The organism is Labrys neptuniae (assembly GCF_040797145.1).
Classification (GTDB): domain Bacteria; phylum Pseudomonadota; class Alphaproteobacteria; order Rhizobiales; family Labraceae; genus Labrys; species Labrys neptuniae.
Window position 1 is genome coordinate 1,067,868 of the sequence record NZ_JBFNQD010000001.1, and the last position, 25,738, is coordinate 1,093,605.

At 64.0% G+C, this 25,738-nt stretch carries 28 protein-coding genes; 16 read left to right on the plus strand and 12 right to left on the minus strand.

Going from position 1 to position 25,738, the window contains the following annotated elements; genetic code table 11:
• Positions 1-39 precede the first annotated feature (39 nt).
• The 8 genes from ABXS05_RS05110 (at position 40) to ABXS05_RS05145 (ending at position 7,651) form a co-directional block, all read left to right on the plus strand.
• Entirely contained in the window at positions 40-699 is a 660-nt protein-coding gene (locus ABXS05_RS05110) for a GntR family transcriptional regulator (RefSeq protein WP_367623149.1), read from the plus strand.
• A 566-nt stretch (positions 700-1,265) separates the two neighbouring features.
• A complete protein-coding gene (locus ABXS05_RS05115; protein ID WP_367623150.1) occupies positions 1,266-3,146 on the plus strand; it encodes an autotransporter outer membrane beta-barrel domain-containing protein in 1,881 nt (626 codons plus the stop codon).
• Positions 3,147-3,309: 163 nt separating this feature from the next.
• Positions 3,310-4,044 carry a FadR/GntR family transcriptional regulator gene (locus ABXS05_RS05120; RefSeq protein ID WP_367623151.1) on the plus strand — a complete coding sequence of 245 codons (735 nt, stop codon included), beginning with the start codon at positions 3,310-3,312 and terminating at the stop codon, positions 4,042-4,044.
• Positions 4,041-4,859, plus strand: coding sequence for an inositol monophosphatase family protein (locus ABXS05_RS05125; RefSeq protein WP_367623152.1), 819 nt, complete (start codon positions 4,041-4,043; stop codon positions 4,857-4,859). The genes ABXS05_RS05120 and ABXS05_RS05125 overlap by 4 nt, the downstream gene beginning before the upstream one ends.
• A 157-nt stretch (positions 4,860-5,016) precedes the next feature.
• Entirely contained in the window at positions 5,017-5,991 is a 975-nt protein-coding gene (locus ABXS05_RS05130; RefSeq protein WP_367623153.1) for an MBL fold metallo-hydrolase, read from the plus strand.
• Positions 5,992-6,023: 32 nt separating this feature from the next.
• On the plus strand, positions 6,024-6,488 hold the full coding sequence (locus ABXS05_RS05135) for a tetratricopeptide repeat protein (protein ID WP_367623154.1): 465 nt from the start codon (positions 6,024-6,026) through the stop codon (positions 6,486-6,488).
• A gap of 76 nt (positions 6,489-6,564) precedes the next feature.
• Positions 6,565-7,011, plus strand: coding sequence for a DoxX family protein (locus ABXS05_RS05140; RefSeq protein WP_311935371.1), 447 nt, complete (start codon positions 6,565-6,567; stop codon positions 7,009-7,011).
• 226 nt (positions 7,012-7,237) lie between these two features.
• Positions 7,238-7,651 (plus strand): DUF3592 domain-containing protein, encoded by a 414-nt coding sequence (locus tag ABXS05_RS05145; RefSeq protein WP_367623155.1) that lies wholly within the window; start codon positions 7,238-7,240, stop codon positions 7,649-7,651.
• Position 7,652: 1 nt separating this feature from the next.
• Here ABXS05_RS05145 and ABXS05_RS05150 read toward each other — a convergent pair whose 3' ends face one another.
• The 4 genes from ABXS05_RS05150 to speB form a co-directional block, all read right to left on the minus strand.
• Positions 7,653-9,152 (minus strand): hypothetical protein, encoded by a 1,500-nt coding sequence (locus tag ABXS05_RS05150; protein WP_367623156.1) that lies wholly within the window; start codon positions 9,150-9,152, stop codon positions 7,653-7,655.
• 78 nt (positions 9,153-9,230) lie between these two features.
• Positions 9,231-9,866: a phosphoribosylglycinamide formyltransferase gene (purN, locus tag ABXS05_RS05155; RefSeq protein WP_311935377.1), complete on the minus strand. Its 636-nt coding sequence runs from the start codon at positions 9,864-9,866 to the stop codon at positions 9,231-9,233.
• Positions 9,863-10,936, minus strand: coding sequence for a phosphoribosylformylglycinamidine cyclo-ligase (gene purM, locus ABXS05_RS05160; protein WP_367623157.1), 1,074 nt, complete (start codon positions 10,934-10,936; stop codon positions 9,863-9,865). Before purM ends, purN begins: the two co-directional genes overlap by 4 nt.
• Positions 10,933-11,916, minus strand: coding sequence for an agmatinase (gene speB / locus ABXS05_RS05165; RefSeq protein ID WP_367623158.1), 984 nt, complete (start codon positions 11,914-11,916; stop codon positions 10,933-10,935). The genes purM and speB overlap by 4 nt, the downstream gene beginning before the upstream one ends.
• 186 nt (positions 11,917-12,102) lie before the next feature.
• On the opposite strand from speB, the gene ABXS05_RS05170 reads away from it, so the two are divergent.
• Together ABXS05_RS05170 and ABXS05_RS05175 are read left to right on the plus strand one after the other, a co-directional pair.
• Positions 12,103-12,621 (plus strand): PRC-barrel domain-containing protein, encoded by a 519-nt coding sequence (locus ABXS05_RS05170; RefSeq protein WP_367623159.1) that lies wholly within the window; start codon positions 12,103-12,105, stop codon positions 12,619-12,621.
• A gap of 180 nt (positions 12,622-12,801) precedes the next feature.
• Positions 12,802-13,200: a (R)-mandelonitrile lyase gene (locus ABXS05_RS05175; RefSeq protein ID WP_311935386.1), complete on the plus strand. Its 399-nt coding sequence runs from the start codon at positions 12,802-12,804 to the stop codon at positions 13,198-13,200.
• A 27-nt stretch (positions 13,201-13,227) separates the two neighbouring features.
• On the opposite strand, the gene ABXS05_RS05180 is transcribed toward ABXS05_RS05175, so the two are convergent.
• Together ABXS05_RS05180 and ABXS05_RS05185 are read right to left on the minus strand one after the other, a co-directional pair.
• Complete coding sequence (locus tag ABXS05_RS05180) at positions 13,228-14,373, minus strand: AAA family ATPase (protein WP_367623160.1); 1,146 nt, start codon at positions 14,371-14,373, stop codon at positions 13,228-13,230.
• 257 nt (positions 14,374-14,630) lie between these two features.
• Positions 14,631-14,813 (minus strand): hypothetical protein, encoded by a 183-nt coding sequence (locus tag ABXS05_RS05185; RefSeq protein ID WP_311935390.1) that lies wholly within the window; start codon positions 14,811-14,813, stop codon positions 14,631-14,633.
• A gap of 296 nt (positions 14,814-15,109) precedes the next feature.
• Between ABXS05_RS05185 and ABXS05_RS05190 the strand changes: the two genes are divergently transcribed.
• Positions 15,110-16,165: a LacI family DNA-binding transcriptional regulator gene (locus ABXS05_RS05190; RefSeq protein ID WP_367623161.1), complete on the plus strand. Its 1,056-nt coding sequence runs from the start codon at positions 15,110-15,112 to the stop codon at positions 16,163-16,165.
• A gap of 56 nt (positions 16,166-16,221) precedes the next feature.
• On the opposite strand, the gene rpsI is transcribed toward ABXS05_RS05190, so the two are convergent.
• From rpsI to ABXS05_RS05210, 4 genes are all read right to left on the minus strand, one after another.
• Entirely contained in the window at positions 16,222-16,695 is a 474-nt protein-coding gene (gene rpsI / locus ABXS05_RS05195; protein ID WP_068289830.1) for a 30S ribosomal protein S9, read from the minus strand.
• A gap of 4 nt (positions 16,696-16,699) precedes the next feature.
• Complete coding sequence (gene rplM, locus ABXS05_RS05200) at positions 16,700-17,161, minus strand: 50S ribosomal protein L13 (protein ID WP_311935397.1); 462 nt, start codon at positions 17,159-17,161, stop codon at positions 16,700-16,702.
• Positions 17,162-17,369: 208 nt separating this feature from the next.
• A complete protein-coding gene (locus ABXS05_RS05205; RefSeq protein ID WP_311935399.1) occupies positions 17,370-17,948 on the minus strand; it encodes a nitroreductase family protein in 579 nt (192 codons plus the stop codon).
• Between the two features lie 291 nt (positions 17,949-18,239).
• Positions 18,240-19,454, minus strand: coding sequence for an MFS transporter (locus tag ABXS05_RS05210; RefSeq protein ID WP_367623162.1), 1,215 nt, complete (start codon positions 19,452-19,454; stop codon positions 18,240-18,242).
• A gap of 108 nt (positions 19,455-19,562) precedes the next feature.
• Here ABXS05_RS05210 and ABXS05_RS05215 point away from each other — a divergent pair, with 108 nt between their 5' ends.
• The 4 genes from ABXS05_RS05215 to ABXS05_RS05230 all read left to right on the plus strand — a co-directional run bounded on the left by ABXS05_RS05215 (position 19,563) and on the right by ABXS05_RS05230 (position 22,602).
• Positions 19,563-19,961, plus strand: a complete 399-nt coding sequence (locus tag ABXS05_RS05215) for a helix-turn-helix transcriptional regulator (RefSeq protein ID WP_311935403.1) — start codon at positions 19,563-19,565, stop codon at positions 19,959-19,961.
• Positions 19,962-19,992: 31 nt separating this feature from the next.
• The gene (locus ABXS05_RS05220) at positions 19,993-20,910 is read left to right on the plus strand and encodes an RgsD C-terminal domain-containing protein (RefSeq protein WP_311935405.1); all 918 of its coding nucleotides are present in this window, start codon (positions 19,993-19,995) and stop codon (positions 20,908-20,910) included.
• A gap of 397 nt (positions 20,911-21,307) precedes the next feature.
• The gene (locus ABXS05_RS05225) at positions 21,308-22,012 is read left to right on the plus strand and encodes a L,D-transpeptidase (protein WP_311935407.1); all 705 of its coding nucleotides are present in this window, start codon (positions 21,308-21,310) and stop codon (positions 22,010-22,012) included.
• Between the two features lie 113 nt (positions 22,013-22,125).
• Positions 22,126-22,602, plus strand: coding sequence for a DUF2867 domain-containing protein (locus ABXS05_RS05230; protein ID WP_311935409.1), 477 nt, complete (start codon positions 22,126-22,128; stop codon positions 22,600-22,602).
• Between the two features lie 16 nt (positions 22,603-22,618).
• Here ABXS05_RS05230 and ABXS05_RS05235 read toward each other — a convergent pair whose 3' ends face one another.
• Complete coding sequence (locus tag ABXS05_RS05235) at positions 22,619-23,515, minus strand: cation diffusion facilitator family transporter (RefSeq protein WP_311935411.1); 897 nt, start codon at positions 23,513-23,515, stop codon at positions 22,619-22,621.
• Positions 23,516-23,655: 140 nt separating this feature from the next.
• The gene (locus ABXS05_RS05240; protein WP_311935413.1) at positions 23,656-24,258 is read right to left on the minus strand and encodes a class I SAM-dependent methyltransferase; all 603 of its coding nucleotides are present in this window, start codon (positions 24,256-24,258) and stop codon (positions 23,656-23,658) included.
• Positions 24,259-24,369: 111 nt separating this feature from the next.
• Between ABXS05_RS05240 and ABXS05_RS05245 the strand changes: the two genes are divergently transcribed.
• Entirely contained in the window at positions 24,370-25,674 is a 1,305-nt protein-coding gene (locus ABXS05_RS05245; RefSeq protein WP_311935415.1) for an MFS transporter, read from the plus strand.
• The last annotated feature ends 64 nt before the right edge of the window (positions 25,675-25,738 follow it).

Consider the following 25,738-nt stretch of genomic DNA (forward strand, 5'->3'; position numbering starts at 1 on the left):
TGTCCCGGGAGTCGTACGAAATTGCGGAGGATATCGGCCATGAACGAAAAACCCGCGACGCGCCTGCGCAATCAGATCGAGGAAGAAATCGCCACCGGGGTATTCAAGCCCGGCGATCGGCTCGACGAGGTCTCGCTGGCAGCCCGGTTCGGGGTCTCGCGCACGCCGATCCGCGAGGCTCTCCAGCAATTGGCGGCTGCCGGCCTTGTCGAGATTCGCCCCCATCGTGGTGCCATCGTCAGTGCTCCCGATCCCAAGCGCCTGATCGACATGTTCAGCCTGATGGCCGAATTCGAGGCGATCTGCGGGCGCCTCGCTGCCCGCCGCCTGCTGCCGGGCGACGAGGCCGCGCTGAAAGAGACACTGGAAGCCTGCCGCAAGGCGGCCGACAGCGGCGACATGGATGTCTATTACTACGAGAACGAGCGCTTTCATCGCGCCATCTATGTGGCGAGCGGCAACGACTTCATCGCCGAACAGGCCACCGCCCTGCACAAGCGCCTCGCTCCCTTCCGCCGGCTACAACTGCGCGTACGCAACCGCATGCGCACTTCGCTGGCCGAGCACGAAGCCATCGTCGACGCCCTGCTGGCCGGCGACAGTGCCCTCGCCGCCACGCGCCTTTATGATCACGTCGCGGTGCAGGGCGAGCGTTTCACCGATCTGATCGCCTCGCTCAACCGGGCGGCGGCCGAGTAAATCCGGCGTTTCAGCACCATCCCCGCCCCCCTTCAGCACCCGTCGCCCTCGGCAGACAGGGCGGGTATCCGCCCGTCCTCTCGATCCACAGGCGGGCCATCGCTATTCTTCATATTATTCATACTAATGTCACGAGCCGGCCCTATGAAGCCCACAACGCGCTCGCCGTCGAGACTCATGCCGAATTGATCGGGCAAAAGTGTCCAAGCGGCCAACCCGTGACCAGGCATAAGTTACAATTGACAGGATCCAAGGCTTAACGCGCTATTTCGTTGAGATCATAGTGTCCGCTCTGCGGATGACGGTACGAACCGGCAGGCGAATGCTTTGTTTGTACCAGGCACACGTCGGCATGGAATTTTCCATACTGGCATGACTTCCATATCTGCTTCCCATTATCCAGGGCGAGGCCATTGTCCGGCGCCCATCGGGAGGCCATGGCCCGGCGGCAGCCGCCACCGACCGATCTAGCTCGTCACCTACCCAATCCGAACATCATCGCCGGCTTGCAGGCCGGCGAACGCTGCCGCGCAACCACAAGAACCTGCCCACGAGAGAACGAGACCATGTCCTCCATCGCCCTTGATAGGCCCAAGAAGCAGCCTGATCTGTTCCGCAAGCTTGCATGGCCCTGCCTTGTCTGTGCTCCGCTTCTCGCCGCCGCCAGCCTGCCGGCCCTCGCGGTCGAGCCCTGGATCATGGTCGAGAAATCACTGTTCTCCGGCGTAGACGCCTCCCGCGGGCAAGGCGTCACCACCGATGGCACCAATTGGTATTTTTCCGGCACCAATGCCCTGGAAATGACCAACGGCGCCTTCGATCCAAAATTGCTGGTTACCCCCGCCATTCCGGATGCCCTGAAGAACCCTTCGCAATATTCCGATATCGGGCTCAACCATATCGGCGACGTCGACTACGCCGATGGCAAGCTCTACATCTCGCTCGATACGAGCAACCGCTCGCCGACCACCAACGGGAAATATGAAAGGCCGGTCTTCGCGATCTACGACGCCAAGACACTGACCTATCTCGGCCAGGCCTTCGCCCTCAATCCTCCCCATGGCACGCATGACGTCGCCAGCTGGGTGGCCGTCGACGCCAAGAACGGCGTCGGCTACGGCATGGCCTACGAGAACGCCACGGAACTCGCCGTCTACAACCTTTCGGACTGGTCGTTCCAGAAATACATTCCCCTGTCGCAGACCATCGATCAGGCACAGGGCGGCAAGATCTTCAATGGCTGGATGTATTTTTCGACCGATAACGACCAGAAGCTGATCTACCGCGCCAATCTACTGACGGGCCAGGTCGAACTCATCGGCAATCTCAAGATCGATGGCGAGCAGGAGGTCGAGGGCCTGGTCTTCAAGAACACGCCCGACGGTTGGTCGATGCATATCCTGAACCGGGAGGAAGACCCGAACCATCCGGGCGAGACTGCGATCGGCTTCTACCGCTATGTACGTCCCTACGGGAATGCGCTTTCGGGCGAAATCCATGCCGATATCAAGGGCGCCTTCATCGAAGACAGCCGCTACCCGCGCGATGCCGCCAACCGGCGCCTGCGCTCGGCCTTCGGCGGTATCGCCGGAACGTCGGGCGGGGCCGCCACGGGCAGCACCGACGGCATCGTCGTCTGGGGCACGCCTTTCGCCGCCACCGGCAGAGCCAAGGGTTCGGGCGACGCGGCCTCCTTCGATCGCACCAGCGGCGGTTTCATCGGCGGTATCGACGCGCCGGTCGGGGACTGGCGTCTCGGTGTTCTCGCCGGCTACAGCCATACGAGTTTCGACGTCTCTGCCCGGACCTCCGATGGTTCCAGCAACAATTATCAGCTCGGCCTCTATGGCGGCACGCAATGGGGACAGCTCGGCTTTCGCACCGGCGCCATCTATGGCTGGCATAATGTCGACACCAAGCGCGACGTTGTATTCCCGGCCTTCCGCGAGAGGCTTTCGGGGCAGTACGATGCCGCGACGGCGCAGGCCTTCGGTGAACTCAGCTACCGCTTCGATCTGGGCCGGAGCGCCTTCGAGCCTTTCGCCAATCTCGCTTATGTCCATCTGGACACGAATGGTTTTGCCGAGAAGGGCGGCACCACGGCCGCGCTGACAGCCCAGAAGAGTTCGGCAGACACCGTTTACACCACATTGGGCCTCCATGCCTCGACCGGTTTCGACCTCGCCGGGACCACGCTGACCCTGCGCGGCACGCTCGGCTGGCAGCACGCCTTCGACGACGCCACCCAGAATGCAAAGCTCGCCTTCAACAACGGCTCGTCCTTCACGATAGCGGGCGCCCCGCTCGCCAAGGATGCGCTGGCGATCGAGGCCGGCGTCGACATCGCGCTTGCCCCCAACACAACCTTGGGCGCCTTCTATTCGGGCCAGCTTGCCAGCCACACCCAAGGCCATGCCTTCAAGGTCAATCTCGACATGAGGCTGTGATCTGAAGGATCCCAGGGCGGTGGGGATTGGACGCAGCGGCTTTACCAAGGCAAGCTCGCCATGCCACCTCACCGCCATCGTCCCAAGGTGCTTATCCGCGGCGTGATACGCAGCTAACAGGAATAGAATGAAGAATGCAGCCTTTCCTTCCAAGGTTTCACCCATGAGCTCTCTGGGAGGGAACGCCACCGGCACCAGCCTCTATTCGCGCCTCCTCAACGACATCGGCCAGAGCATCGTTCGGGGTGACCTCGCCCCGGGCGACCAGTTGCCCAATGCCGATGACTGGAGTGCCGCCCACGGCGTGAGCCGCACGGTGCTGCGGGAAGTCGTCAAGGTGCTCGCCAACAAGGGCATGGTGGAGATGCGCCCCAAGGTGGGCACGCGCGTTCGCGCCCGCGAAGACTGGAACTTCCTCGATCCCGACGTGCTGGTCTGGCGCTACGGACCAAGAACCACGGCCGAGGAGGCTCGCTCCCTGTTCGAGCTCCGGCGTGCCATCGAGCCGATGGCCGCCGCCCTGGCGGCCGAGCGGGCCAGCGAGGAACAGGTCGCGCAGTTGCGCCTCCTGCTGGCGCGGATGGAGCAGGCCGGCGACGACAGCGAACGCTTCGCCATACCCGATCTCGCCTTCCATCAGGCTATCTTGCGCATGTCCGGCAACGAATTGATCGGCTCGCTTGCAGCACTGATCGAGACAGCCCTGATGATCAGCTTCCGCCTGACGGACGACAATCCCGGGGGCCAGAGCCACTCGCTCGCTTTGCACCAGGCCGTCGTCGACAACATTGCAAGACGAGATCCGATCGCCACCGCCAAGGCCATCACCTCCCTGCTCGACGAGGCGGAGGAGGACGTCAAGCGCTCCCTGGTGGCAAGGCGCGAACGGAAATCATGACCGGCAACGACATCGACCGGCGGCATCGCTTTGCCCAGGACTGCGCCCGGCAGGCCGGGGCGATCGCGCGTCACTACTTCCGCTCCGGCGAGGCCCTGTCCAGCGCCGAAAAAGGCCGGCACGATCCGGTGACCCAGGCCGATCTGGAAATCGATCGTTTCCTGATCGATCAACTTGCCGGAGCGTTTCCGGCCGACGGCATCCTGACCGAGGAAACCGGCGGCTCACCCGCACGCCATCTGTGGGTCATCGATCCGATCGACGGTACGCTGAACTTTGCCCGCGGCATCGCCCATTTCGCCGTGTCGATCGCCTTTTGCGTCGACGGCCAGACGGAAAGCGGCGTCGTCTACGATCCCGTCAGCAACGAGATCTTCACCGCCCGGCGCGGCCAGGGTGCCTTCTGCAACGGCAGACCCATCCGGGTGCGAGCGGCACGCGGCCCATCGGATGCGATTGTCGATGCGGGATATTCGCTCCGACATCCTGCCGCCGACTATCTCGGGCTGATCGGCAACCTGCTTGGCCAGGGCTATGCCTTCGTCCAGAATGGCTCCGCGGCGATGGGACTGGCAGCGGTCGCCTGCGGGCGCATCGACGGCTTCTGCGAGCTTTCCCTCAAGAGCTGGGACGTTCTCGCCGGCCTGCTGCTGGTCGAGGAGGCCGGCGGCTGGACCAGCGATTTTCCGCACGGTCCCGGCCTGCTGGAGAACCACAAGGTCCTCGCCTGTACCCCTTCCATTCGCCAATCCCTGCAAGATCTCATGCTGGCGGCGACGACACCACGCGGAGAGACACTCCTTTCGTCCCGCTAGAACAGGCGCGGAACGGCCTCAGCGCGCCCATAGGCTTTTTAAAAAACTTTGCGGCGGGCGGGAATAATTCCGCACGCCGCCGGGTCTGGTCACTCAACGGAGGCACTGACAGCCCGTGCCGCCGTCCGGCATGAGCCGTTGAACAGGAGTGACCAGAATGCTGAAGATGACGCGCCGTACGGTGCTGGGTTCTGCGGCGGCAGCCGCAGCGTTCGGCCTGGCGGGAAGACTTGAATTCATAGCCCCTGCCCTCGCCCAGACTGCGGTCGAACCCAGCGTGGGCTTCTACAAATACAAGGTCGGATCCATCGAGGTGACAGCCATCTATGATGGCATCTGGCGCAAGCCCCACGACCCGACCTTCATCAAGAACGCCTCGGTGGAAGATACCAAGGCGGCCCTGTCCAAGGCCGGCCTGACCACCGAATTCATGCCGATCCCCCTCACGGTTGTCGTGCTCAAGGTCAATGGCAAGTTGATCATGATGGATGCCGGCTCGGGCGTCGGGCAATGGCAGGCCAATGCCACGCATCTGCCGGCCAACATGGCGGCAGCCGGTATCGACTACAAGGCGATCGACACCATCATGATCTCGCATTTCCATCCTGACCATGTGTGGGGCTTGATGGAAAAGGGCACCAATGCACCGGTCTTCCCCAATGCGGAACTGATCGTCAGCGCTGCGGAATATAATTGGTGGACCGATCCGTCGCGCGTCGAGAAGCTCGCCGAAGGGCGGCGGCCCGCCGGCAAGCGCATCGTCGAGAACTTTCCGAAATGGAAGAACTGGAAGCTGGTGCAGGACGGAGCGGAAGTCGCGCCCGGTATCCAGATCCTGTCGGCACCCGGCCACACGCCGGGGCATTCGGTCTATCTTGTCGGCTCGGGCAATGAGCAGTTCATGGTCTCGGCCGACATCATGTATGTGCCCGCTCTGCTCGCCCCCCATCCGGATTGGCAAGGCGCCTATGACCAGGATGGCCCCATGGCCATTGCCACCCGGCGCAAGCTCATCGACCGGGTGATCGCCGACAACATCCGGATCTGCGGCTCGCATTTCCCGTTCCCCGGCAGCGGAACCTTCGTGAAGGACGGCAACGCCTATGGCTTCACGCCGACCGTACAGCTCTGAAACCCGACATTCCCGCCCTCAGGAGAAAAATCATGCTGAAATACGCAGTCACGACTGCGGTGGCCACGCTGGCATTGGCCGCGGTCACCACCACGTTGCTCTCGATACCGGCCTATGCCGTCGACAATATCGAGTCCACCGACGCGCCCGACCTGACCTCCGTCAAGGCCAAGATCGAGGCCAAGAACTATACCGGCGCCTTGGAGGAACTGCGGGGCCTGGCCGAAGACACCCAGCAGGCCGATGTCTACAATTTGCTCGGCTTCACGCTGCGCAAGACCGGCGACTACCAGACGGCGCTCACCTACTACACCAAGGCGCTGGAACTGCAGCCCGGCCACAAGGCCGCCCGGGAATATCTCGGCGAGCTCTATGTCGAGACCGGCGACGTCGACAAGGCCAAGGTGCAATTGTCGGAACTCGGCAAGCTGTGTCCCCAGGGCTGCGAGGAACTCGAAGACCTGCAGAAAGCCATCGACACCAAGGTGACGAAATGACCTGGGTGACGAAATGACGTGCGAGCCGGCGGGCGCCAAGGCTCCTGCCGGCCTCCTTCCGTCGGAGGTGGCTGCAATGACCCCAATCAGCAAGATCAAGCCAGGGCTCGCCGATGCCGTGCTGCTCGCCGGCCGGCTGCTGCTTGCCCTGATCTTCATTCACGAAGGCACGACCCTGGCGCTGCATTTCATGCGCACCGTTGAGGCCATGGCCGTGGTCGGTATCAGCGCCCCCCTGGTCGTGGGCGTCATCGCGCTGCAACTGGGTGCAGGCTTGGCCCTCGCTTTGGGTGTGTTCGCCCGCATCGGTGCCATCATGCTAGGCCTGTTCTGCCTCGCCACGGCAACGCTCTTCCACATGGACTTCTCGAGCCAGAACGAATTGCTGCATTTCGAGAAGGACCTTGCCATCGCCGGCGGCATGTTCGTCCTGTCGATTGCCGGATCCGGCGGATTCTCCCTGGATCGGCTGCTGCGGCAAATGCCCTCGGTGCCTGGTCCTTTGAGACGGATCCTGTTCTAGAGCGTGTCGTTTGATTGCCAACCCGGATTGTCGTCATTGCGAGCGTAGCGAAGCAATGACGGCTACTTCACCGCGTGAACATGGAATCGCAACTGAAATACCAGAACAAAACACATTCCCAGCGAACCGCAACCAGCCGTTCTCGCAGCCAGCCTGTTCCCATGGGGCCGCAAGTGCCGTAAACCCCGGGCATCGGAATTGCGACTGGAACGAAATGATGGTGAGTGTGAAACGTGTCCAAGGCCCGGCAGCCTTGCGCGTCGTAGGGCGTACCTTCCTCATCCTGGGCTTCGTCGGACTGCTGGCTGCCCCGGTGCTCGGCATGAACGAATGGCGCAGCCCGCGCACGGCCTCCGCCGCGGGCACCATCGTCTCGGTCAATCCCTATCCGGTCGTCAGCTTCTCGACACCGCAGGGCAGTGTCATCCGCTTCACCAACCTCGTGCGCAGTTCGTTCCTGCGTGAAGGCGACAGCGTGACCGTCGCCTATAATCCGGCCATTCCGACCGATGCCACGCTCGACGGTTTGCTCGGGCGCTGGTTCTTTGCAGGCCTTGCCGGCTTGCTCGGTGCGGCCTTCCTGCTGGTCGGCGGCCTCATGACCATCGTCGGCCGCAGGCGCACCGCCGGCAGGGTTTGACTCAATCGGGCTGCGGCAGGCGGAAGACCTGATCGTTGACCTTCACACTATGCGTGACGATGTCGTAGGAGACGTTCCAGACCAGTTGCCCATTGCCTTCTTCCTTGGCGAGCCCCTTCACGAAGGAGAGGAAGAACACCGCCTTGCGCGCGTCCTCGGCATCGGCTTTGCTGAGGCCTTCCACCACCGCATCGAAGCCGGTAGCAGCCACTGCAAGGCTGGCCGTCGGCTCCGGATTGACCGCCGCGCTGCCGTCGCCCTTCAGGGTATAGGCAGGCGCGGCGACGTTGAAATCAACCTTGTAGTTGAGATCGCCGTCGAGCAGCCGGGTCATCAGCGCCACGGCCATCATCTTGCTGAAGGGCGGATCCTGCGTGGCATCGAGGCCGCGGATCAATACGTCCGCCATGCCGTCGAGGCCGTTCAAGGACAGTTTGGTGGAATAATTCGCCTGGGCCGGGATCAGCGAGCGGGCCCATTCGGGCACCACCACATCCGGAATCACGAGGCCGGAATAGTCGAGCGCATCGGAATAGTAGCCCTGCTTCACTAGGCCGGTGAGGCTGTAAGCCTGGGTCGCCTTGGCCAGCTTGACCTGGCCGAAAGGCAGGTTGACCCCGAGCCCTTCTATGCTCGAGGTGCTCGAAACCTCCCGCCAGAACGGCAATGCGGTCCGCAGCTTGGTCTTGAGCTCGTCCTGCGCCAGCACGATCTCCCCCTTGGAGGGGTGGTCGCGCAGGAAGGCGACAAGATCGTAGATCGCGGTAAAGCGCATGCCGGTCGCCGAAAGCGTTTGCTGGCCGCCGGTCAGTTCGAACGCAACCGGGAACTGCTGATCCTTCTTGTCCTGGACCTTGCCCTTCAGCCCTTCCAGCTTGCTGTCGAATTTGACGTCGACGCCATCGGCCTCATCAGCCTTGCTGGTAGTCTCGAAACCGAACTTGCCGGTCGAGAGGTCGACATCAGCATCATGGTTGCGCACGGTCGCGCTGCTGCCGTCGCAACCGGCGACCAAGGTCTCGAAGCTCATCAGCTTGGGCGCGAACACGCCCTGGCTGGCACAGGCAGCGAAATTCAGGCTGCCGGTCTCCGTGTTGCCCTCCCGCTCCCGGCTCCAGGCCGCGGCGATGGGCGCCGGGCCGCTCTTTACCGCCCATTTGCCGTCAGGCTGCGGTGTCAGGCGCACGACATAGGGATTGATGCGGGCCACTTCGCCGACGCCCTTGCCCTTGGCATTGTCGAGCTTGCTGCCATCGAAGGAGAGGGTCACGTCATAGCCATCGTCCTTAGGGGCGATGGTAATGAAGCCCTTCTCGAACGGCACCGAGCCGATATAGGACTGGAATGTCTCGGTGAGCTTGCGCGCGCCTTCGGCGGTGGCGGGTTCGGCCAACGCCGGCGCGGCGCCTGCAAGAGCCAGCAAGACGGCGCAGCACGCAGCGGCTGACGACAAAGCCGTTCCCTTCTTCATGCGAAACGCGACACCGTTGATGATCGACATTCTGGTTCCTCGAAAATTCCATATGAAAAGGCTGGGCCGGTAACGAGCTTTAATAGGGCGACAACGCAGCCGCAGATGTCACTCGCAGAACAGGAGATCGCCGGGTGCGATCTCGACGCGCTCGCCCATGACCGGCGCCTCGCCGCGCGCCACGCGCGCAAGGGCGGCCGGGTAGAGCTTGTGTTCGGCGTGCAGCACCCGCGCCGCGAGGTCCGAAGCGGTATCGCCGGGCAGCACGGGTACCGCCGCCTGCGCGATGATCGGCCCTTCGTCCATGCCGGGCGTGACATAGTGGACGGTGCAGCCATGCAGGCGCACCCCGGCCTCGAGCGCGCGCTCATGGGTGGCGAGCCCGGGAAAAGCCGGCAGCAGGGCCGGATGGATGTTGATCATGCGCCCGGTCCAGCTCTGGACGAAAGGCGCCGTCATCAGCCGCATGAAGCCCGCCAACACCACGAGATCAACGACATGGGCTTCGAGCCGGGCTTCCAGCGCCGCCTCGAAATCAGAGCGGCTGCCAAAAGCCTTGTGGTCGATCGCTTCGGCGGCGATACCGGCCTCACGGGCCCGAGCCAGCCCGGGCGCTCCCGGGCGATTGGAGATAACTGCAACGATCTCAACTGGATAGGCAGGGTCCTTCGCAGCCTCGATGAGCGCAGCCATGTTGGAGCCGCGCCCCGAGATCAGGATGGCGGCGCGCTTGCGTCCCTTCATAGCGTCAGCGTGCCGCGATAGACGACCCGCTCGGCACCTTCCTGCTTCACCACCGTGCCGAGGCGGGACGCCGGCAGGCCGGCTTCGCCGAGAGCCACTTCCACGGCTTGCGCATCTGCCGCGGCAGTAACGACGATCATGCCGATGCCGCAATTGAAGGTGCGCAGCATCTCATGGGCTTCGACGCCGCCCGTGCGCGACAGCCAGCCGAACACAGGCGGTGGCGTGAAGGAGGAGAGGTCGATGGAGGCGGCGATGCCATCCGGCAGCACGCGCGGAATATTGTCCGGGAAGCCGCCACCGGTGATGTGGGCGAGTGCCTTGACGGCAGAGCCCGTCGCCTTCAACGCCGCCAGCAAAGGCCGCACATAGATGCGCGTCGGCGTCAGCAGAGCTTCGCCGAGAGTCTTGCCTTCGGCGAAGGGAGCGGGCGCATCCCAGCCAAGGCCCGAAAGCTCGACGATCTTGCGGATGAGCGAATAGCCGTTGGAATGCGGCCCCGTGGACGCCAGGCCGAGGATGACGTCGCCTTCGGCCACGCCGCCACGCGGCAGGATGGCATCGCGTTCCACCGCGCCGACGGCAAAACCGGCGAGATCGTAGTCGCCGTCCGCATACATGCCCGGCATCTCGGCGGTCTCGCCGCCGATCAGGGCGCAACCGGCATCCTTGCAGCCTTCGGCGATGCCCTTGACGATGGCGACGCCCTGCCCCGGAGCCAGCTTGCCGGTGGCGAAATAGTCGAGGAAGAACAGCGGTTCGGCGCCCTGCACCACCAGGTCGTTGACCGACATCGCCACCAGGTCGATGCCGACAGTGTCGTGGATGCCGGTCTCGATCGCTACTTTCAGCTTGGTGCCGACACCGTCATTGGCTGCGACCAGGACAGGATCTTTGAAACCGCAGGCCTTGAGGTCGAACAGGCCGCCGAAACCGCCGATCTCGGCATCGGCGCCGACGCGACGGGTGGCCCGGACGAGGGGCTTGATGGCATCGACCATGGCATTGCCGGCATCGATATCGACACCGGCATCGGCATAGGTCAGGGAATTCTTGCGTTCGTTGCTCATGTCCCGGCTTTGCCCTGCTTCCGCTCAGCAATCAAGCCCAGATAATGCTGAACCACCGTCGCGCCCGCAATCGAGGTGATATCGGCATGGTCATAGGCGGGCGCGACCTCCACCAGGTCGCAGCCGACGATGTCGAGGAAGCCGAGCCGGCGCAGGATCATCAGGGCCTGGCGCGACGAGGGACCGCCGGCGACCGGTGTACCCGTGCCGGGCGCATAGGCCGGATCCAGGCAATCGATGTCGAAGGTGATATAGGTCTTGGCATCACCGACCCGCTGGCGGACGCGCTCGACCACCTGGGCGACGCTGAGCGTCTCCAGGTCTTCCCCGTAGAGTATCTCGATACCGCAATCGTCCGGCGCATGGGTGCGGATACCGATCTGGATGGAACGATCTGGCCGGATGATGCCCTCGCGCACCGCGCGTGCCACGAAGGAGCCGTGGTCGATACGGCCCTCGTCGTCATACCAGGTGTCCTGGTGGGCATCGAAATGCACCAGCGCCATCGGGCCGTGCTTGGCGGCATGGGCCTTGAGCAGCGGCCAGGTGACATAGTGATCCCCGCCGATCGAGCACAGCATGGTGCCGGTGTCGATGATGTCGCGCGCCTGCGCCTCGATACAGGCCGGGATCTCGCCGTGACGTGCATAGTCGAAGGAGCAATCGCCATAATCGACCACGGCGAGCTGCTCGAACGGGTCGGCCTGGAAAGGATATTGCGGGTCGCCGTCGAAGATCGCCGAGGCGCGCCTGACACCTTGCGGCCCGAAGCGGGCGCCGGGCCGGTTGGAGACGGCCGCATCGAAGGGAATGCCCCAGACGGCGACATCGATACCGGACAGGTCACGCTGATAACGCCGGCGCATGAAGGACAGGATGCCGCCATAGGTCGGCTCTGTGGCACCGCCAAGCACCTCCTTGCGGAAGACGGCATTGTCGGTCGGGCGCGGGCGAAGCGGATCGTCGGTTGGGCCAGCCATGGGATCTCCTCTGGCGCTGCTTTACTTAACGAATATCGCCCCTGGCTTTAAGGGCAATGCGTGACAAAGGGAATATGTCCGATGGCGGGACCCCGCCTCGCACCGCAACGGTTAGCCCTGCCGACGCGGAACATCGCATCGCCAGTGTGGTTTGGAGGGTGGAACGGCTCATCAAAGGAGGTTTCCATGATCCTGAGAAAAGCCACTTACACCATCGCCCTCGTCACCCTGCTGGGCTTGCCCGCCGCGGCTTTGGCTCAGCAGACAACCCCCGCGCCGACGGGCGCCGTTTCCTTCGTCACCAAGGCCGAGCCCGGCCAATACCGGGCCAGCCAGCTCGTCGGCGTGAAGATCTACAATGCCAAGGATGAGAATGTCGGCAACGTCAACGACGTGCTGGTCGACAAGAAAGGCACTGTGGTCGGTGTCGTCATCGGCGTCGGCGGCTTCCTGGGTATCGGGGAAAAGAATGTGGCCCTGCCCTACACCGCCATAACCTGGAGCGACACAACACCGGCACCCGCTCAACCCGCCGCCGGCGCGCCGGCACCTGCGGGCACGCCATCGGCAGCACCTGGGACTCCCGAGACCCAGCCCGTCAACCAGGTACGGGACTATCCGGCTCGTGGCATGCTGGCGATGACCAAGGAGCAGCTGGAAGCAGCGCCGGCATTCAAATACGCGTCGGAAGCCGTCACCCAATAGGCGGGCCTTCGACGCCAGCAAGGTTCGGCATGATCGCGGGCTCCCTCGTTGATGCCCACCGCTGTTCCCGGCTCGCCCCTCTTCCCGCCATCCCTGGTGGGAAGAGGGGCTGAACGGACTATGACGATGCAGCCATCACCGCTAAGATCCGGCCCCCTCCCATCGCTCACGAGGATCATCATGGACATCAAGCGGGCCGGCTCGCAGCCTTCCGGGCGCGGACCTGCGGACTGGTTCACCGGCACCGTCCGCATCGATCCCCTGTTCAGCGCGCCTCAGCCGGCGCGCGCCGTCGGCGCCAGCGTCACCTTCGAACCTGGCGCACGCACCGCCTGGCACACCCATCCGCTCGGCCAGACCCTGATCGTAACATCAGGCTGCGGGCTGGTTCAGCGCGAGGGCGGGCCGATCGAGGAGATCAGGCCGGGCGACGTGGTCTGGTTCGCGCCCGGCGAGAAGCATTGGCACGGCGCCACTGCCACCACGGCAATGACGCATACCGCCATCCAGGAGCAGTTGGACGGCAAGGCCGTCGACTGGCTCGAACAGGTCAGCGACGAGCAATATGCTACGCGCTGAGCACGCCATATCGAGCTCCAGGCGTCCTCAGTCGTCCTCGGCGAAATCCCCCGATAGCCGCAGGCCTTCGAGCCAGGTTTCGCTGCCGCGCTTGATCACGCGGTGCGCCGGCACGCCGGAGAGGGTTTCGATGGCATCCGCCAGAGCCTGTGAGTGGGTCACCAGCCAGATCTGGGTCCGGCGCGAGGCGCGCACGATCATGCCCGCCAGCGGAACCAGGAGATCGGGATGCAGGCTGGCTTCCGGCTCGTTCAAGGCGATGAAGGGCGGCAGGCGGGCCGACAACAGGGCCCCGGCCAGCGCGAGATAGCGCAAGGTGCCGTCGGAGAGTTCGCTCGCCTCGTAGACGCGCTTGGGATTGTCCGGGAAGGTCATGCCGAAGGAGGCCATGCGATCGGGCATCGGCACCACCAGGCGGGCACCGGGAAAGGCTTCATCCACGGTTTCGAATAAGGCATCGCTGTCGGCGCGAATATGGACGAGCGTTGCAAAGACAGCCGCCAGGTCGTGACCGTCCGAGGCCAGGGTCGGCGTGGCGACGGCATAGCAGGGCTGGCGCAGCGCGGAATCGCGGTCCGTGCGCAGCCCATGATAGAAACGCCATTCCAGCAAGGCGCGGCGTACAGCAGCGATGTCGACCAGGCGATCGGCATCGTGCAGTGTCGCCAAGGCCGTTTCCGAGGCCAGCAGCGGCACGCCGAACGGGCGCCGCTTGCCATCAGTGCCGGCAATGCTGACGGCCGGCCCCTTGCGCTCCAACAGCGTCTGCTCGCGGCCGCGATGGCCGAATTTGAGAGTCTCGACCTTGACCTGCGGCTCGCCGAGAAAGCCGGTGCCGAGAATGACGCCGCCGGCCTGCTGCACCAGCCCAGCCTCGATGCGGTAGCGATAACGGGCGGTATCGCTCGCCAGGCCGACATCGAGATGGATACGGGCGGGCTCGTTCCGCGGGCGCATTCCGGCCCACAGGGCCGCCGCCAAGCCACCCTCGCGTGCCAGCTCATGGGCGAAGCTGCCCTGAGCCGCTGCCTGGATCAACTGCAGGCCGCGATAGAGATTGGTCTTGCCGGTGCCATTGGCGCCGACGAACACGTTGAGCTCGCCGACCTCGAAATGGATGGAGCGCAGCGAACGATAGCCCTTGAACCAGATATCGCGGACGCTGAAGGACATGGCACGGTTCCGAATCGACAAGGGCCGAGCTTGCCATAGAAGCCGTTTCGGGCAGCGTCTTCCATCGTCACACATAGCGCAACATGCCTATCCACGCAGGCAATCCAAGTGGCGGTGCGGGCTCGGAGGCTTCCACGCATCGTCTCCCGCTCTCTCCGGATATCGCGACGTTCCGGTCCACCAATACCGGCCGCAGAGCCATGGCCCTGTCCAGCCTGAGCGAGATCCTCACATGGTGTCAAAGGAGCTCAGCGCCTTCAACGATCCTTGCGTCCGCCTCGTCCGGAAGGCCTGGGCGCGCGCCACTGGCTGATCGCCGTTGCCAGGGTGCTGTACCAGGCTCGGTTCGGCTGGGCTGCCGGCGTGGCTTCCGGCGAGACCGGCTGTTCCCAGCGACGCCGATAGGCGGTCTTGAAGAAATAGCTCGAGGGAATCATCACGGGTGCTCCGCATTTGAATTTATTGAATCGATTCAATATTCTATGCAAAAATAGCCCGCAAGCCGCGGGCAGAGAACTCTTTTACAATATATTGAATCGATTCAAACTTTAACGACGAATCCGCCATGGGTCAAGTAAAATTGAATCGATCCAACGACATGCTACAGTCGGACGCATTACTTCGCCGTCCCATCGAAGGGAGCGGTCGGACGGCGGGGCAGCCGGTAGCCCGATATCGGACGGTCCGGCAGCACGCCGGTTCGCCGAACATCGCGCAAACGCAATGGGAGAAGCCCTTGGACAAGGTCATACGGCTCGCGGATGTGGCCAAGGCGGCGGGCGTGTCGCAGGGTACCGCCTCCAACGTCTTCAACCGCCCGCGCCTGGTGCGACCGGAAGTCCGCGAGCGTGTGGAGGCGATCGCTGCTTCGCTCGGCTATCGCGGGCCAGATCCGAAGGGGCGCCTGCTGCGCGCCGGCAAGGTCAACGCACTCGGCATCGTCACGGCCGAACCCCTGTCCTATTTCTTCGAGGATCCTTTCGCCCGCCTGATGATGGCGGCGATTTCCAAGGCCTGCGACGAGCGTGGGGCCGGCATCGCCCTGGTCTCGGCCATGAATGACCAGAAGCTCGCCTGGAATGTACAGAGTGCCCTGGTGGACGGCTTCATCCTGTTCTGCATCGACGAGGGCCCGCGGCTGGTCGAGCTGACGCGCGAGCGCCAGCTGCCTTTCGTCGCCTTGCATCTGGGTACGCGCGACGAAAGCATCGCCGCCATCGGCGTCGACAATTTTGCCGGTGCCAAGGCAGCAGCCAGCCACCTGGCGGGCCTCGGTCACCAGCGCTTCGCCATCCTGTCCATGCCTTTCGCCGACGACCGCACCGGCCCGGCGACCATGCGGGAGGTCGAGACCGCAGTCTATTCGAGTTCGCGCGACCGTGTGCTCGGTTATTTCGCCGCTCTTGCCGAGCAGGGAATCGATACCGCCGGCGTGCCGATCCTAGAAACGCAGAACGAGGAAGCCGATGTCGAAAAGGCGATGGCATGGCTGTTCGCGGCCCCTGCCCCGCCGACCGCGCTGCTGGCCATGTCGGACCGCATCGCCTTCGCCGCCCTTGAATGGCTGCAGCAGCGAGGCCTGTCGGTGCCGGCGGACGTTTCGGTCATCGGCTTTGACGGCGTGCCGGAAAGTGCCTTCTCCGAACCGCCGCTGACCACCATCGCCCAGCCGATCGCGGCCATGGGCCAGCTCGCCGTCGAGATGATCCTCGATACGCCCGACGAAACCGGCCGGCAGCAATTTTCGACGGAACTCGTGGTCCGAGGCTCGACGGCTCCGCCAAAGCCGTGAACGGGGCAATAAAAAACCCCGCCGAAGCGGGGTTTTCGTAAGTTGTTTCCAGAAGCTTAGCGCTTCGAGAACTGGAAGGAGCGGCGAGCCTTGGCGCGGCCGTACTTCTTGCGCTCGACCACGCGGCTGTCGCGGGTGAGGAAGCCTTCCTTCTTCAGAGCCGAACGCAGTTCGGGCTCGTAATAGGTCAGGGCCTTGGAGACGCCGTGGCGCACGGCACCGGCCTGGCCCGACAGACCACCACCGGCAACGGTGATGTTGATGTCGTACTGGTCGGTGCGGTTGGCGACGGTCAGCGGCTGCTGGATCAGCAGGCGCAGCACCGGGCGGGCGAAGTAGACGGCCAGTTCACGGCCGTTGACCGTGACCTTGCCGGCGCCGGGCTTGATCCAGACGCGGGCAATGGCGTTCTTGCGCTTGCCGGTGGCATAGGCGCGGCCATGGGCGTCGAGCTTCTGGACATGCTTGGGCGCTTCGGCGGCGGCAGCAGCCTCGCCGAGAGCCTGCAGCGAATTGAGCGTATCGGCCATCGGATCAGCCCTTCACATTCTTGGCGTTCATGGCGCCGACATCGAGCACCTGGGGCTGCTGAGCCTCGTGCGGATGCTCGGTACCCTTGTAGACGCGCAGGTTGAGCATCTGCTTGCGGCCGAGCGGGCCGCGCGGGATCATGCGTTCCACGGCCTTTTCGACGATGCGCTCGGGGAACTTGCCTTCCAGGATGAACCTGGCGCTGCGCTCCTTGATGCCGCCCGGATGGCCGGTGTGATGATAATAGACCTTCTGATTGTACTTGCGGCCGGTGAACACCACCTGGTCCGCATTGATGACAATCACGTTGTCGCCGCAATCGAGATGGGGCGTGTAGGTCGGCTTGTGCTTGCCACGCAGGCGCATGGCAATCACGGAAGCCAGACGACCGACGACCAGACCCTTGGCGTCGATGATGACCCACTTCTTCTCGATATCGGCGGTCTTGAGCGTAAAGGTGGACATGGTGTCGCCTATGGTTGCGCTGTCGATCCGACGGTTGAAAACGACAAGGCGGCATAGTGGCTTGCAAATGCAAACCACGTCTCCAAAACGGAAACTGGGACCGCCGAGTTGGGGAGCTTCTACACGAGAGCCGGATGGACGTCAACGCGATATTTCAAGCAAGCTTCTGAATTTTCCTTTCAAAAACAGCTACTTACTTATACGGTAATTAATTACCTGCATTTTGACCATAGTAAGTGACGAGATCTTCGAGCTTGGGACGCGGCCGGTCGGGCACGGCTTCCCTGGGCGTGCCGATATGCACGAAGCCGGCGAGCTTTTCATGCGAGCCGATGCCTAGCTTGGCGAGCACCCTTTCGTCATAGGCCATCCAGCCGGTGAGCCAGCTCGCACCAAAGCCCAGCGCATGGGCGGCGATCACCAGATTCTCGCAGACCGCGCCCGCCGACAGCTCCTGCTCCCAGAGCGGGATCTTCACATGGTTGGCGGCGGTGGAGACCACGCCGATCACCAGCGGCGCCAGGGTAAAACGCGTCGATTCCTTCTTGCGGACCGCTTCGTCCGCATCGGGACAGGCCGCCATGAAGGCGTCATAGACGACCTGCCCTGCCTTCTCGCGCGCAGCGCCCTGATAGATCACGAAACGCCAGGGATGAAGCTTGCCATGGTCCGGCACGCGCGTGGCGATGGCCAGCAGCGTTTCGAGCTGGGCGGCGTCCGGTCCCGGCGCCGACAACATAGCAGGGGGCACAGACCGGCGGGTCTTCAGAAGCTCGATGGCATCCATGGCGTACATTCCCAATGCATTGCGATCCAGCGCCTGCGCCGAAAATCGCAAAGCCGCGTCCAGGCGCGGCGTTGGAGCGAGGCGGCGTTTTGATCGAACGCGCCTTGCCCGAGGAGACGAACGCTCACATAAGCCCTGCGACAGGCCTTGGGTAGGACTTCCGGCGCGATCGGCCCGAGTCCTCCCCATCTTTACGACCGGGCGATCGCGGGATGCCGTCACGCAATCGCGCCTATCTCTCTGATAAGAAGGAGATTGTCGTCCACTCCCGTTCATCGGGATGCGGCCGGGTCATTCCGCCGCATCCTGGCGGGCGATGGCACCGACCTCCGCTCCCGCCGGCGTCTCCCGGGCCGGGCGGTAGGGTGTCGCCAGCAGGAAAGCGAGTGCCAGCACCTCGGTGCCCGCTCCCACCCAGCCGATGGCCTGAACCGAATAGCGTTCGACCACCACGGCCCCGACAGCCGCCCCGGCCGCGGTGCCGAGATAGATCGCCGAGGCGTTCAGGGCGAGCACGACCGAGGCCAGGCGCTGGTCGATGGCGAGCAGGCGCACCTGCTGCACCGCCGGAAAAGCCCAGCCGAAAAGCCCCCATAGGACCAGCACCAGGCCTGCGCCGATCCAGCCGGCCAGCCCCGGCAAGAAGGCCGGGATCAGTGGCAGGATGCCAAAACTCACGACCAGCACCGTGAGGACGAGGGTGAGGAAGCGCCGGTGGTTCCAGCGGTCGGCCGCATGGCCGCCCAGCGTGTTGCCGGCGGCCCCCGCCAGGCCTGCCAGGATCAGGAAGCCGGCAACCGCCTCAGGAGAAGCGCCCAGCACGGTCTCGAGATAGGCCCCGATGAAGGTGTAGACGCCGAAAGCACCGGCCAAGACCACGACCGTCAGTCCGATGACTTCGAGCACGTCGGAACGGCGCGCCACGGCCAGGCGATCGGCGAGGCCCGGCGCCGGCGGCCCCGAAACGGCCGGCAGCTTCAGGACGATGCCGGCCAGTACCAGCAGGCTCATGGCGGCGACCATGCCGAACGTCGCCCGCCAGCCCAGATGTGCGGCGATGGCGGTCCCCAAGGGCACGCCGATCACCAGCGCCACGGTCATGCCGGTATAGATGAAGGACAGGGCCCGCCCGCGCTTGGCGGGCTCGACCGACATCGCCCCATAGGCAAAGGCAGCCGGCATGAAGGTCCCGGCCGACAGTGCCAGGACGATACGGCTTGCCGCCAAGGTGAGAAAGCCGGTGGCGAAGGCTGCCGCCAGATTGGCGAGACTGAACACCACCATGGCCGTGATCAGCAGGGTGCGGCGTTCCCAACGCGCCGTCGCCACCGCGATGAGGGGCGAGCCGACCGCGTAGGCGAGCGCAAAAATGGTGACGAGGTGACCGGCATGGCCGACCGGAATGCCGAGATCCTCGGCGATGCGCGGCAGGATGCCGGCAATCATCAAGCCTTCACTGCCGATGGCAAAGGCACCCAGTGCGAGCCAGGTCAGGGTCCGATACATGGTGAGTCCATAAGTTCAATAATTATTGAACTTATGGACTCACCCCTGCCCCTGTCAATGAGTTCAATGACTCTTGAACAAATGGGATTCAGTCGATATCTCCCTGTCATGGCCAAGACGATCTTTCATCCGGAGACCGACCAGATCGAACTGACGACGGTCCTCGAAGCGCTCAGCGACCCCATTCGCCGTGACATCATCCTCGGCCTCTTCGAGGATGGTGAGCAGAATTGCTCCGCCTTCAACGGCCTGAGTTCCAAGACCAATTTGACCTATCACTATGTTCGCCTGCGCGAGGCCGGCCTGACGCGTACGCGTCAAATGGGCACGCATCGCCTGATCACGCTACGCGCCGACGACATCGAATCACGCTTCCCCGGCCTGCTCGCCGCAATCCTGGCGGCCGCCCGGACGGAGCGCCTCCAGCGCCAGGCCCAGGGCTTGCCCGATGCCCTATCCTCGCCCAAGGTAGCCGGTGGCGAACACCATGGTGAAGATGGGGCTTGAAATCGCCGCCTTTCCGTGAATCGTGGCGGCCATGATTGCCAAGACTTCGATCTTCAAGATTCCGGTCCTCCTGCTGGCGGGCACCCTGATGGCCGTGCCCGCGGCCGCGCAGACGCCGCCGAGTCCTGCCGCCGTCCCCGCGGCAGCGCCGCAGGCACCTGCCCAGGCAGCGCCCCCGGCTGCGGTCGAGGAACCGGCTGTCACACGCAAGGTCGAACTCTCCGCCAGTTTTGCCGAAAAAGGCGCGCCGATCACATCCGGTCTGAAATGGCGGGTATTCCGCCTCGGCAAGGGCGAGGCCGATGCGGTGAAGATGGCCGAATCCGACGAACCAGCCCCCGAATTCTCACTGGCACCCGGGCGCTACGTCGTGCATGCCGCCTATGGACTCGCCGCTGCAACCAAGGAATTCGAGGTCGACAAGGCAGCCGTGCGGCAGGGCCTGGTGATCAAGGCCGGTGGCCTGCAGGTCGAAGCCTCGGTGCTCGACAAGCCGATCCCGCCCGAGCAATTGACCGCACGCGTCATGGTGATCCAGTCCACCGGCGAGCGCCGCCTCATCGCCGAGGGCGTTCCGGCCACCAGTATCCTGCGCCTGCCCGAGGGCCGCTATTTCGTCGAATGCACCTATGGCGATTCCAACGCCACCGTCTCCGCCGAAATCTCGATCGGCGCCGGCAAACTGACGGAAGCCACCTTCCACCAGATGGCGGCGACGCTGACGCTGAAGCTGGTGAGCCAGGCCGGGGGCGAGGCGATCGCCAACACGGCCTGGTCGGTCCTGACGCCGGGCGGCGACGTCATCCGCGAATCCATCGGCGCCTTTCCCTCCCTGATCCTGGCCGAGGGCAACTATACCGTGGTGGCCCGCCACGAAGGCCGGGTCTATACGCGCGAGTTCGATGTCAAGGCCGGCCATGATGGCGATGTCGAGGTGATCGCCCGCTGAGGGTGCGGCGCGAAATAATCGCATCGAATGGCTCGACCTTTGTCGTTGCCGGGCTTGTCCCGGCAATCCAACCCCTTCCGGATGAGGAAGAGAGCGGGGCCACTGGATGCTCGGGTCAAGCACCCTGGGCCTGACAAGGGCCGCGTCTTCGGCTGTTTCACGCCGCCCCCAAGCACGGGCAGTGGCCGAAGAGGCGAAATACCAGCTGCCAGGCGCAATTCTGTTGCCATTCGATCACAGTTGCGTGCGCTTTTGCCGATCACGTCCTTGTGTCTCGCTTCAATGCGCAATCCTGCCGCAATGCGCATCTATCGCCCAATTCATTGGAGCAACCGCTCCTCAGATTTGCTGGCTGATAGCCGCCATTGGAACACGGTACTGGATATTCGGGGTTGAGATGATACTGACGCGACGCATACTTCTTCTGGGCGCACCGCTTTTTCTTGCCAGTTGCGCAACGAGAGGTGGCCAGAGAAATGCCAATTTGCAGCAAGCGGCCTTTACACCTGATCCCTACTATGTCTCCCTCTACGGAGGCATCGAGGATGATCGCTTTCCCGTTCAGGCCGTGAACCTTGCCAAGGTGCCGCCGAAATATTGGCGCCGCGAAGTTCCCTACGAGACCGCGGAGCAGCCCGGCACCATTGTCGTCGATCCCAATCAGCGCTTCCTCTATCTCGTCCAGGAGAACGGGAGGGCGATCCGCTACGGCGTCGGCGTCGGCAAGACCGAGGCGTTCAATTTCCAGGGCGAAGCCACCATCTCCCGTAAGGCCGAATGGCCGCGCTGGACCCCCACGCCCGACATGATCCGGCGCGATCCGGAACTGAACGAACCCTATCGCAACGGCATGCCCGGCGGTGTCGACAACCCGCTCGGCGCCCGCGCGCTCTATCTCTACCGCGACGGCCGCGACACGCTCTATCGCCTGCATGGCACCACCAATCCGGCCACCATCGGCACCAAGGTGTCGTCGGGCTGCGTCCGTCTGATGAACCAGGATATCATCGATCTCTATAACCGCGTGCCGACGGGCACCAAGGTCATCGTGCTGCCTTCGGCACCGGCGCCGGAAGAAGCTCCCCTGCCTGACATGGTCTGAGCATTGCGGGCGCGTGCGACATCGCAGCACGCGCCCCTCGTCCTCGGCGGCTCTATACTCCGCGTCATCGCTTCGTTCTGCCGAGATCCTGGAGCGCGTGGAGCATCGTTTCCATGAAGACCATCGCCGTCACGCCCGACAAGGGTCTCACCAGCCTTCTTCCCGGCGCACAGTTCGCCGACGCCTATGCGCTGGACATGGCTCCGCCAAAACTCGACGCAAGACGGGCCGCCGAGCGCATCATGGCCCGCTCACCGCGCTGGATCGCTGCGCTTCTGGCTCTCAGGAACCTCGTCGTCGCTCCCCTTGGCCTGCATACCCGCCCGCCGTCCTCAGCGGCGGGCCTAGGCGTCCTCGGCATCTTTCCCGTCCTCAGCCAGACACCGGACCGGCTGGTCGCCGGCTTCGACGACAGGCATCTCGACTTTCGGGTGATCGTCGACGTATCGCCACGCCTCGAGCGCCAGCGCGTCACGCTCACCACGCTCGTCCTGACCCACAACCGCCTCGGGCGCGCCTATCTCGCCGCCGTGCTGCCTTTCCACCGGGTGATCGTGCGCGCCATGCTGCGGCAGGCGCGCGAGACCTGATCGCGGAGCACTTGTCTCAGGAGGCCAGCAGGACGGGCACGCCCTTGTGCTTGGCCTTCTCCTCCGGCTCGACATGGATGGTCACCCGCGCACCCTCGATCGCCTGGCGGAGCGCCAGTTCGATGCGGTCGCAGATGGCATGCGATTCGGTCACCGACATCGTGCCCTGCACCACCAGATGGAAATCGATGAAGATGATGCTGCCGACCTGGCGGGTCCTGACATCGTGGGCCTCCTGGGCGCCCTCGCTGTGGGTGGCGATGATCTTGGCGATCTGGTCGAGGATTTCCGGCGGCGCGGAGGCATCCATCAGGCTGGAGACGGAGTCGCGGATCATCACCCAGCCCGACCACAGAATGTTGACGGCGACGATCGCCGCCAGAATCGGGTCGAGGATCAGCCAGCCCGTCACGGCCACGAGGGCGACGCCGATCAGGACACCGCCGGACGACCAGACGTCGGTCATCACGTGCCGGCCATCGGCGACCAGGGCCGGCGAGCGCCAGGTCCGGCCCCAGCGCAGCAGAGTCACCGCCCAACCGAGATTGATCGCAGTCGCCACGGCATTCACTGCCAGGCCCAATGCAGGCGCATCCAACGGCCTGGGTGCGAGAATGCCGTCATAGGCCTTGATCAGGATGAGGATCGCCGCCAGCACGATCATCACGCCCTCGATCACGGCGGAAAAATATTCGGCCTTGTGATGCCCATAGGGATGGCCGCCATCGGCAGGCTTGGAGGCCACTCGCAGCGCGATGAAGGCGGCGCCCGCCGCGACCACGTTGATGATGCTCTCCAGCGCATCCGAATAGAGCGCGAGCGAGCCCGTCAGCCAATAGGCGCCGAACTTCAGCGCAAGAACGACGAGGCCGACGCCGGCACTGGCAAGGGCGGCTTTCTGGGCACGATTCATGATGGTTCCTGGTTCATGCGCAGCGCCTCCGCAAAGGTCTGTGCCGATGCGAGGTCCCTACTCCCGGAAGCTGCCGTAAGGCCAGAGCAAGTAGTATAGCCTCGGCTATCGGTGCCCTATGATCGGCGCGCCGCGCTATGTCAGTGTCCGGCCTTGCGGGCCAGGATGAAGAGCCAGTCGGTCGGCTTGTTGTCATAGCCGCCGCCCTTGGCGGCCTCGATCGCGACGCTCTCCCAGGGGCCGGGCCGATAGGCCTGCTCGAGCCAGCCCGCCGAAGGATAATTGTAATAGCGGCCGAACTGGTCCCTGCCCTCCGCCTCGCCGGCCTTGAAGCTGGCGTGGAAAACGCCGCCGGGCTTCAGCGCCCGATGGATCCTGCCGATGACCGCGGGCAGATCGGTGCGCGGCACGTGGAGCAGGCAGGCATTGGCCCAGACACCGTCATAGATCCCGACAGCGTCGATCGCCTCGAACAGCAGGACATCGACCGGCCGGCCGAGCCGCCGGGCGGCGGCATGCGCAATTTCCGGCGTACCATCAGTCGGCGTGACGTCGAAGCCACTGGCCAGCATGTATTCGCTGTCCTGTCCTGCACCACAGCCAAGTTCCAGGATGGCTCCGCCCGGAGCGATATGAGACAGAAACTGATCGAGGCGCCGTTTCTGTGCCACTTGTCCCCGCGTGGTGTAGGCAGTCGCCTGTTCAGCATAGAAAGCGATCGTCACATCATCTTTGGCAGACATCTGCGTTTCCTGTTTCACTTCCGGGCGCCCGGCGCGATAACGCGAATGCTTCGGCCCTTCTGCCGAATCAGGTCTCTCGCGATATTTCACAATTAATAGACGGAAAATAACATGGCAGGAAACGCTGAAGCCAACTCGGCTGCAGGCTCCGGTGGTGCCCAGGCAGTGCCGGGCGGAATAGGTCGCATCGTTCTGGCGAGCCTGGTCGGCACCACGATCGAGTTCTACGATTTCTACATCTATGGAACGGCCGCTGCCCTGGTGATCGGGCAGACCTTCTTCCCGTCGACCGCTCCCGGTTCACAGGCCCTCAACGCCTTCCTCACCTTCGGCATCGCCTTTCTTGCCCGGCCGATCGGCTCGATCCTGTTCGGCCATTTCGGTGACCGCATCGGGCGCAAATCGACGCTCGTGGCCTCCATGCTGGTGATGGGCCTGTCGACCACGCTGATCGGCGCACTGCCGACCTATGAACAGGCCGGCTTCCTGGCCCCCCTGCTGCTGTGCATCCTGCGTTTCGGCCAAGGCATCGGCCTTGGCGGCGAATGGGGCGGTGCCGCCCTGCTCGCAACCGAGAATGCCCCGCAGGGACGGCGTTCCTGGTTCGGCATGTTCCCCCAGCTCGGACCGCCGATCGGCTTCTTCATGGCCAATGGCCTGTTCCTGGTCCTCCTGATGTTCCTCAACGAGGCAAGCTTCCTCTCCTGGGGCTGGCGCATCCCCTTCCTGATCAGCGCCGCTTTGGTGGCGATCGGCCTCTATCTGCGCGTCTCCATCAGCGAAACGCCGGAATTTCGCGAGGCCATGGCCCGCAACGAGCGCGTCGAGGTGCCCTTGCTCGAGGTGCTCCGGGACCATTGGGTACCCCTGATCCAGGGCTCCCTCGCCATCGTGGTGTGCTACGCCCTGTTCTACATCTCCACCGTCTTTGCCCTGGGCTATGGCGTCAATGCGCTGCATATTTCGCGCAGCGATTTCCTTGGCCTGCTCTGCATTGCCGTCATCTTCATGGCGATCGCCACCCCGATCTCCGCCGCCTTGTCCGACCGTTTCGGGGCTCGCCCCGTCTTGCTGATCTCCAGCGCGCTGGCGGCGGCCTCGGGCTTCTGCCTGCCCATCCTGCTTGGCAGCGGCAACAGCTTCGAGGTCCTCGTCTTCCTGTCGCTGTCGCTCGCGCTGATGGGACTGACCTTCGCGCCACTCGGAGCCTTACTGCCAGACCTGTTCCCCACCAAGGTGCGCTACACCGGCGCCTCCAGCGCCTATAATCTCGGCGGCATCCTGGGCGCCTCGCTCGCGCCCTATCTGGCCCAGATCCTGCTGCAGCAGGGCGGCCTGCCCTGGGTGGGCTATTATGTCAGCGCAGCGGCGATCATCAGCTTTTTCGCCGTGCTGAGCATGAAACGGACCGGTTGACATATCAAGCAACCGAAAGGTTGCATAAATCATTACGATCTGACATAGATGCGCAACCAGGAGG

What these genes read in the sequence shown, in the direction of transcription:
- ABXS05_RS05220 (WP_311935405.1), top strand. Translation starts at nt 19,993, where the DNA reads ATGATTGCCAAGACTTCGATCTTCAAGATTCCGGTCCTCCTGCTGGCG.
- ABXS05_RS05235 (WP_311935411.1), bottom strand. Translation starts at nt 23,515, where the DNA reads ATGAATCGTGCCCAGAAAGCCGCCCTTGCCAGTGCCGGCGTCGGCCTC.
- rplM (WP_311935397.1), bottom strand. Translation starts at nt 17,161, where the DNA reads ATGTCCACCTTTACGCTCAAGACCGCCGATATCGAGAAGAAGTGGGTC.
- ABXS05_RS05210 (WP_367623162.1), bottom strand. Translation starts at nt 19,454, where the DNA reads ATGTATCGGACCCTGACCTGGCTCGCACTGGGTGCCTTTGCCATCGGC.
- speB (WP_367623158.1), bottom strand. Translation starts at nt 11,916, where the DNA reads ATGGCTGGCCCAACCGACGATCCGCTTCGCCCGCGCCCGACCGACAAT.
- rpsI (WP_068289830.1), bottom strand. Translation starts at nt 16,695, where the DNA reads ATGGCCGATACGCTCAATTCGCTGCAGGCTCTCGGCGAGGCTGCTGCC.
- ABXS05_RS05225 (WP_311935407.1), top strand. Translation starts at nt 21,308, where the DNA reads ATGATACTGACGCGACGCATACTTCTTCTGGGCGCACCGCTTTTTCTT.
- ABXS05_RS05175 (WP_311935386.1), top strand. Translation starts at nt 12,802, where the DNA reads ATGGACATCAAGCGGGCCGGCTCGCAGCCTTCCGGGCGCGGACCTGCG.
- ABXS05_RS05245 (WP_311935415.1), top strand. Translation starts at nt 24,370, where the DNA reads ATGGCAGGAAACGCTGAAGCCAACTCGGCTGCAGGCTCCGGTGGTGCC.
- ABXS05_RS05180 (WP_367623160.1), bottom strand. Translation starts at nt 14,373, where the DNA reads ATGTCCTTCAGCGTCCGCGATATCTGGTTCAAGGGCTATCGTTCGCTG.
- ABXS05_RS05120 (WP_367623151.1), top strand. Translation starts at nt 3,310, where the DNA reads ATGAGCTCTCTGGGAGGGAACGCCACCGGCACCAGCCTCTATTCGCGC.
- ABXS05_RS05110 (WP_367623149.1), top strand. Translation starts at nt 40, where the DNA reads ATGAACGAAAAACCCGCGACGCGCCTGCGCAATCAGATCGAGGAAGAA.
- ABXS05_RS05240 (WP_311935413.1), bottom strand. Translation starts at nt 24,258, where the DNA reads ATGTCTGCCAAAGATGATGTGACGATCGCTTTCTATGCTGAACAGGCG.
- ABXS05_RS05215 (WP_311935403.1), top strand. Translation starts at nt 19,563, where the DNA reads ATGGCCAAGACGATCTTTCATCCGGAGACCGACCAGATCGAACTGACG.
- ABXS05_RS05125 (WP_367623152.1), top strand. Translation starts at nt 4,041, where the DNA reads ATGACCGGCAACGACATCGACCGGCGGCATCGCTTTGCCCAGGACTGC.
- ABXS05_RS05135 (WP_367623154.1), top strand. Translation starts at nt 6,024, where the DNA reads ATGCTGAAATACGCAGTCACGACTGCGGTGGCCACGCTGGCATTGGCC.
- ABXS05_RS05150 (WP_367623156.1), bottom strand. Translation starts at nt 9,152, where the DNA reads ATGTCGATCATCAACGGTGTCGCGTTTCGCATGAAGAAGGGAACGGCT.
- purN (WP_311935377.1), bottom strand. Translation starts at nt 9,866, where the DNA reads ATGAAGGGACGCAAGCGCGCCGCCATCCTGATCTCGGGGCGCGGCTCC.
- purM (WP_367623157.1), bottom strand. Translation starts at nt 10,936, where the DNA reads ATGAGCAACGAACGCAAGAATTCCCTGACCTATGCCGATGCCGGTGTC.
- ABXS05_RS05205 (WP_311935399.1), bottom strand. Translation starts at nt 17,948, where the DNA reads ATGGATGCCATCGAGCTTCTGAAGACCCGCCGGTCTGTGCCCCCTGCT.
- ABXS05_RS05130 (WP_367623153.1), top strand. Translation starts at nt 5,017, where the DNA reads ATGCTGAAGATGACGCGCCGTACGGTGCTGGGTTCTGCGGCGGCAGCC.
- ABXS05_RS05140 (WP_311935371.1), top strand. Translation starts at nt 6,565, where the DNA reads ATGACCCCAATCAGCAAGATCAAGCCAGGGCTCGCCGATGCCGTGCTG.
- ABXS05_RS05115 (WP_367623150.1), top strand. Translation starts at nt 1,266, where the DNA reads ATGTCCTCCATCGCCCTTGATAGGCCCAAGAAGCAGCCTGATCTGTTC.
- ABXS05_RS05230 (WP_311935409.1), top strand. Translation starts at nt 22,126, where the DNA reads ATGAAGACCATCGCCGTCACGCCCGACAAGGGTCTCACCAGCCTTCTT.
- ABXS05_RS05170 (WP_367623159.1), top strand. Translation starts at nt 12,103, where the DNA reads ATGATCCTGAGAAAAGCCACTTACACCATCGCCCTCGTCACCCTGCTG.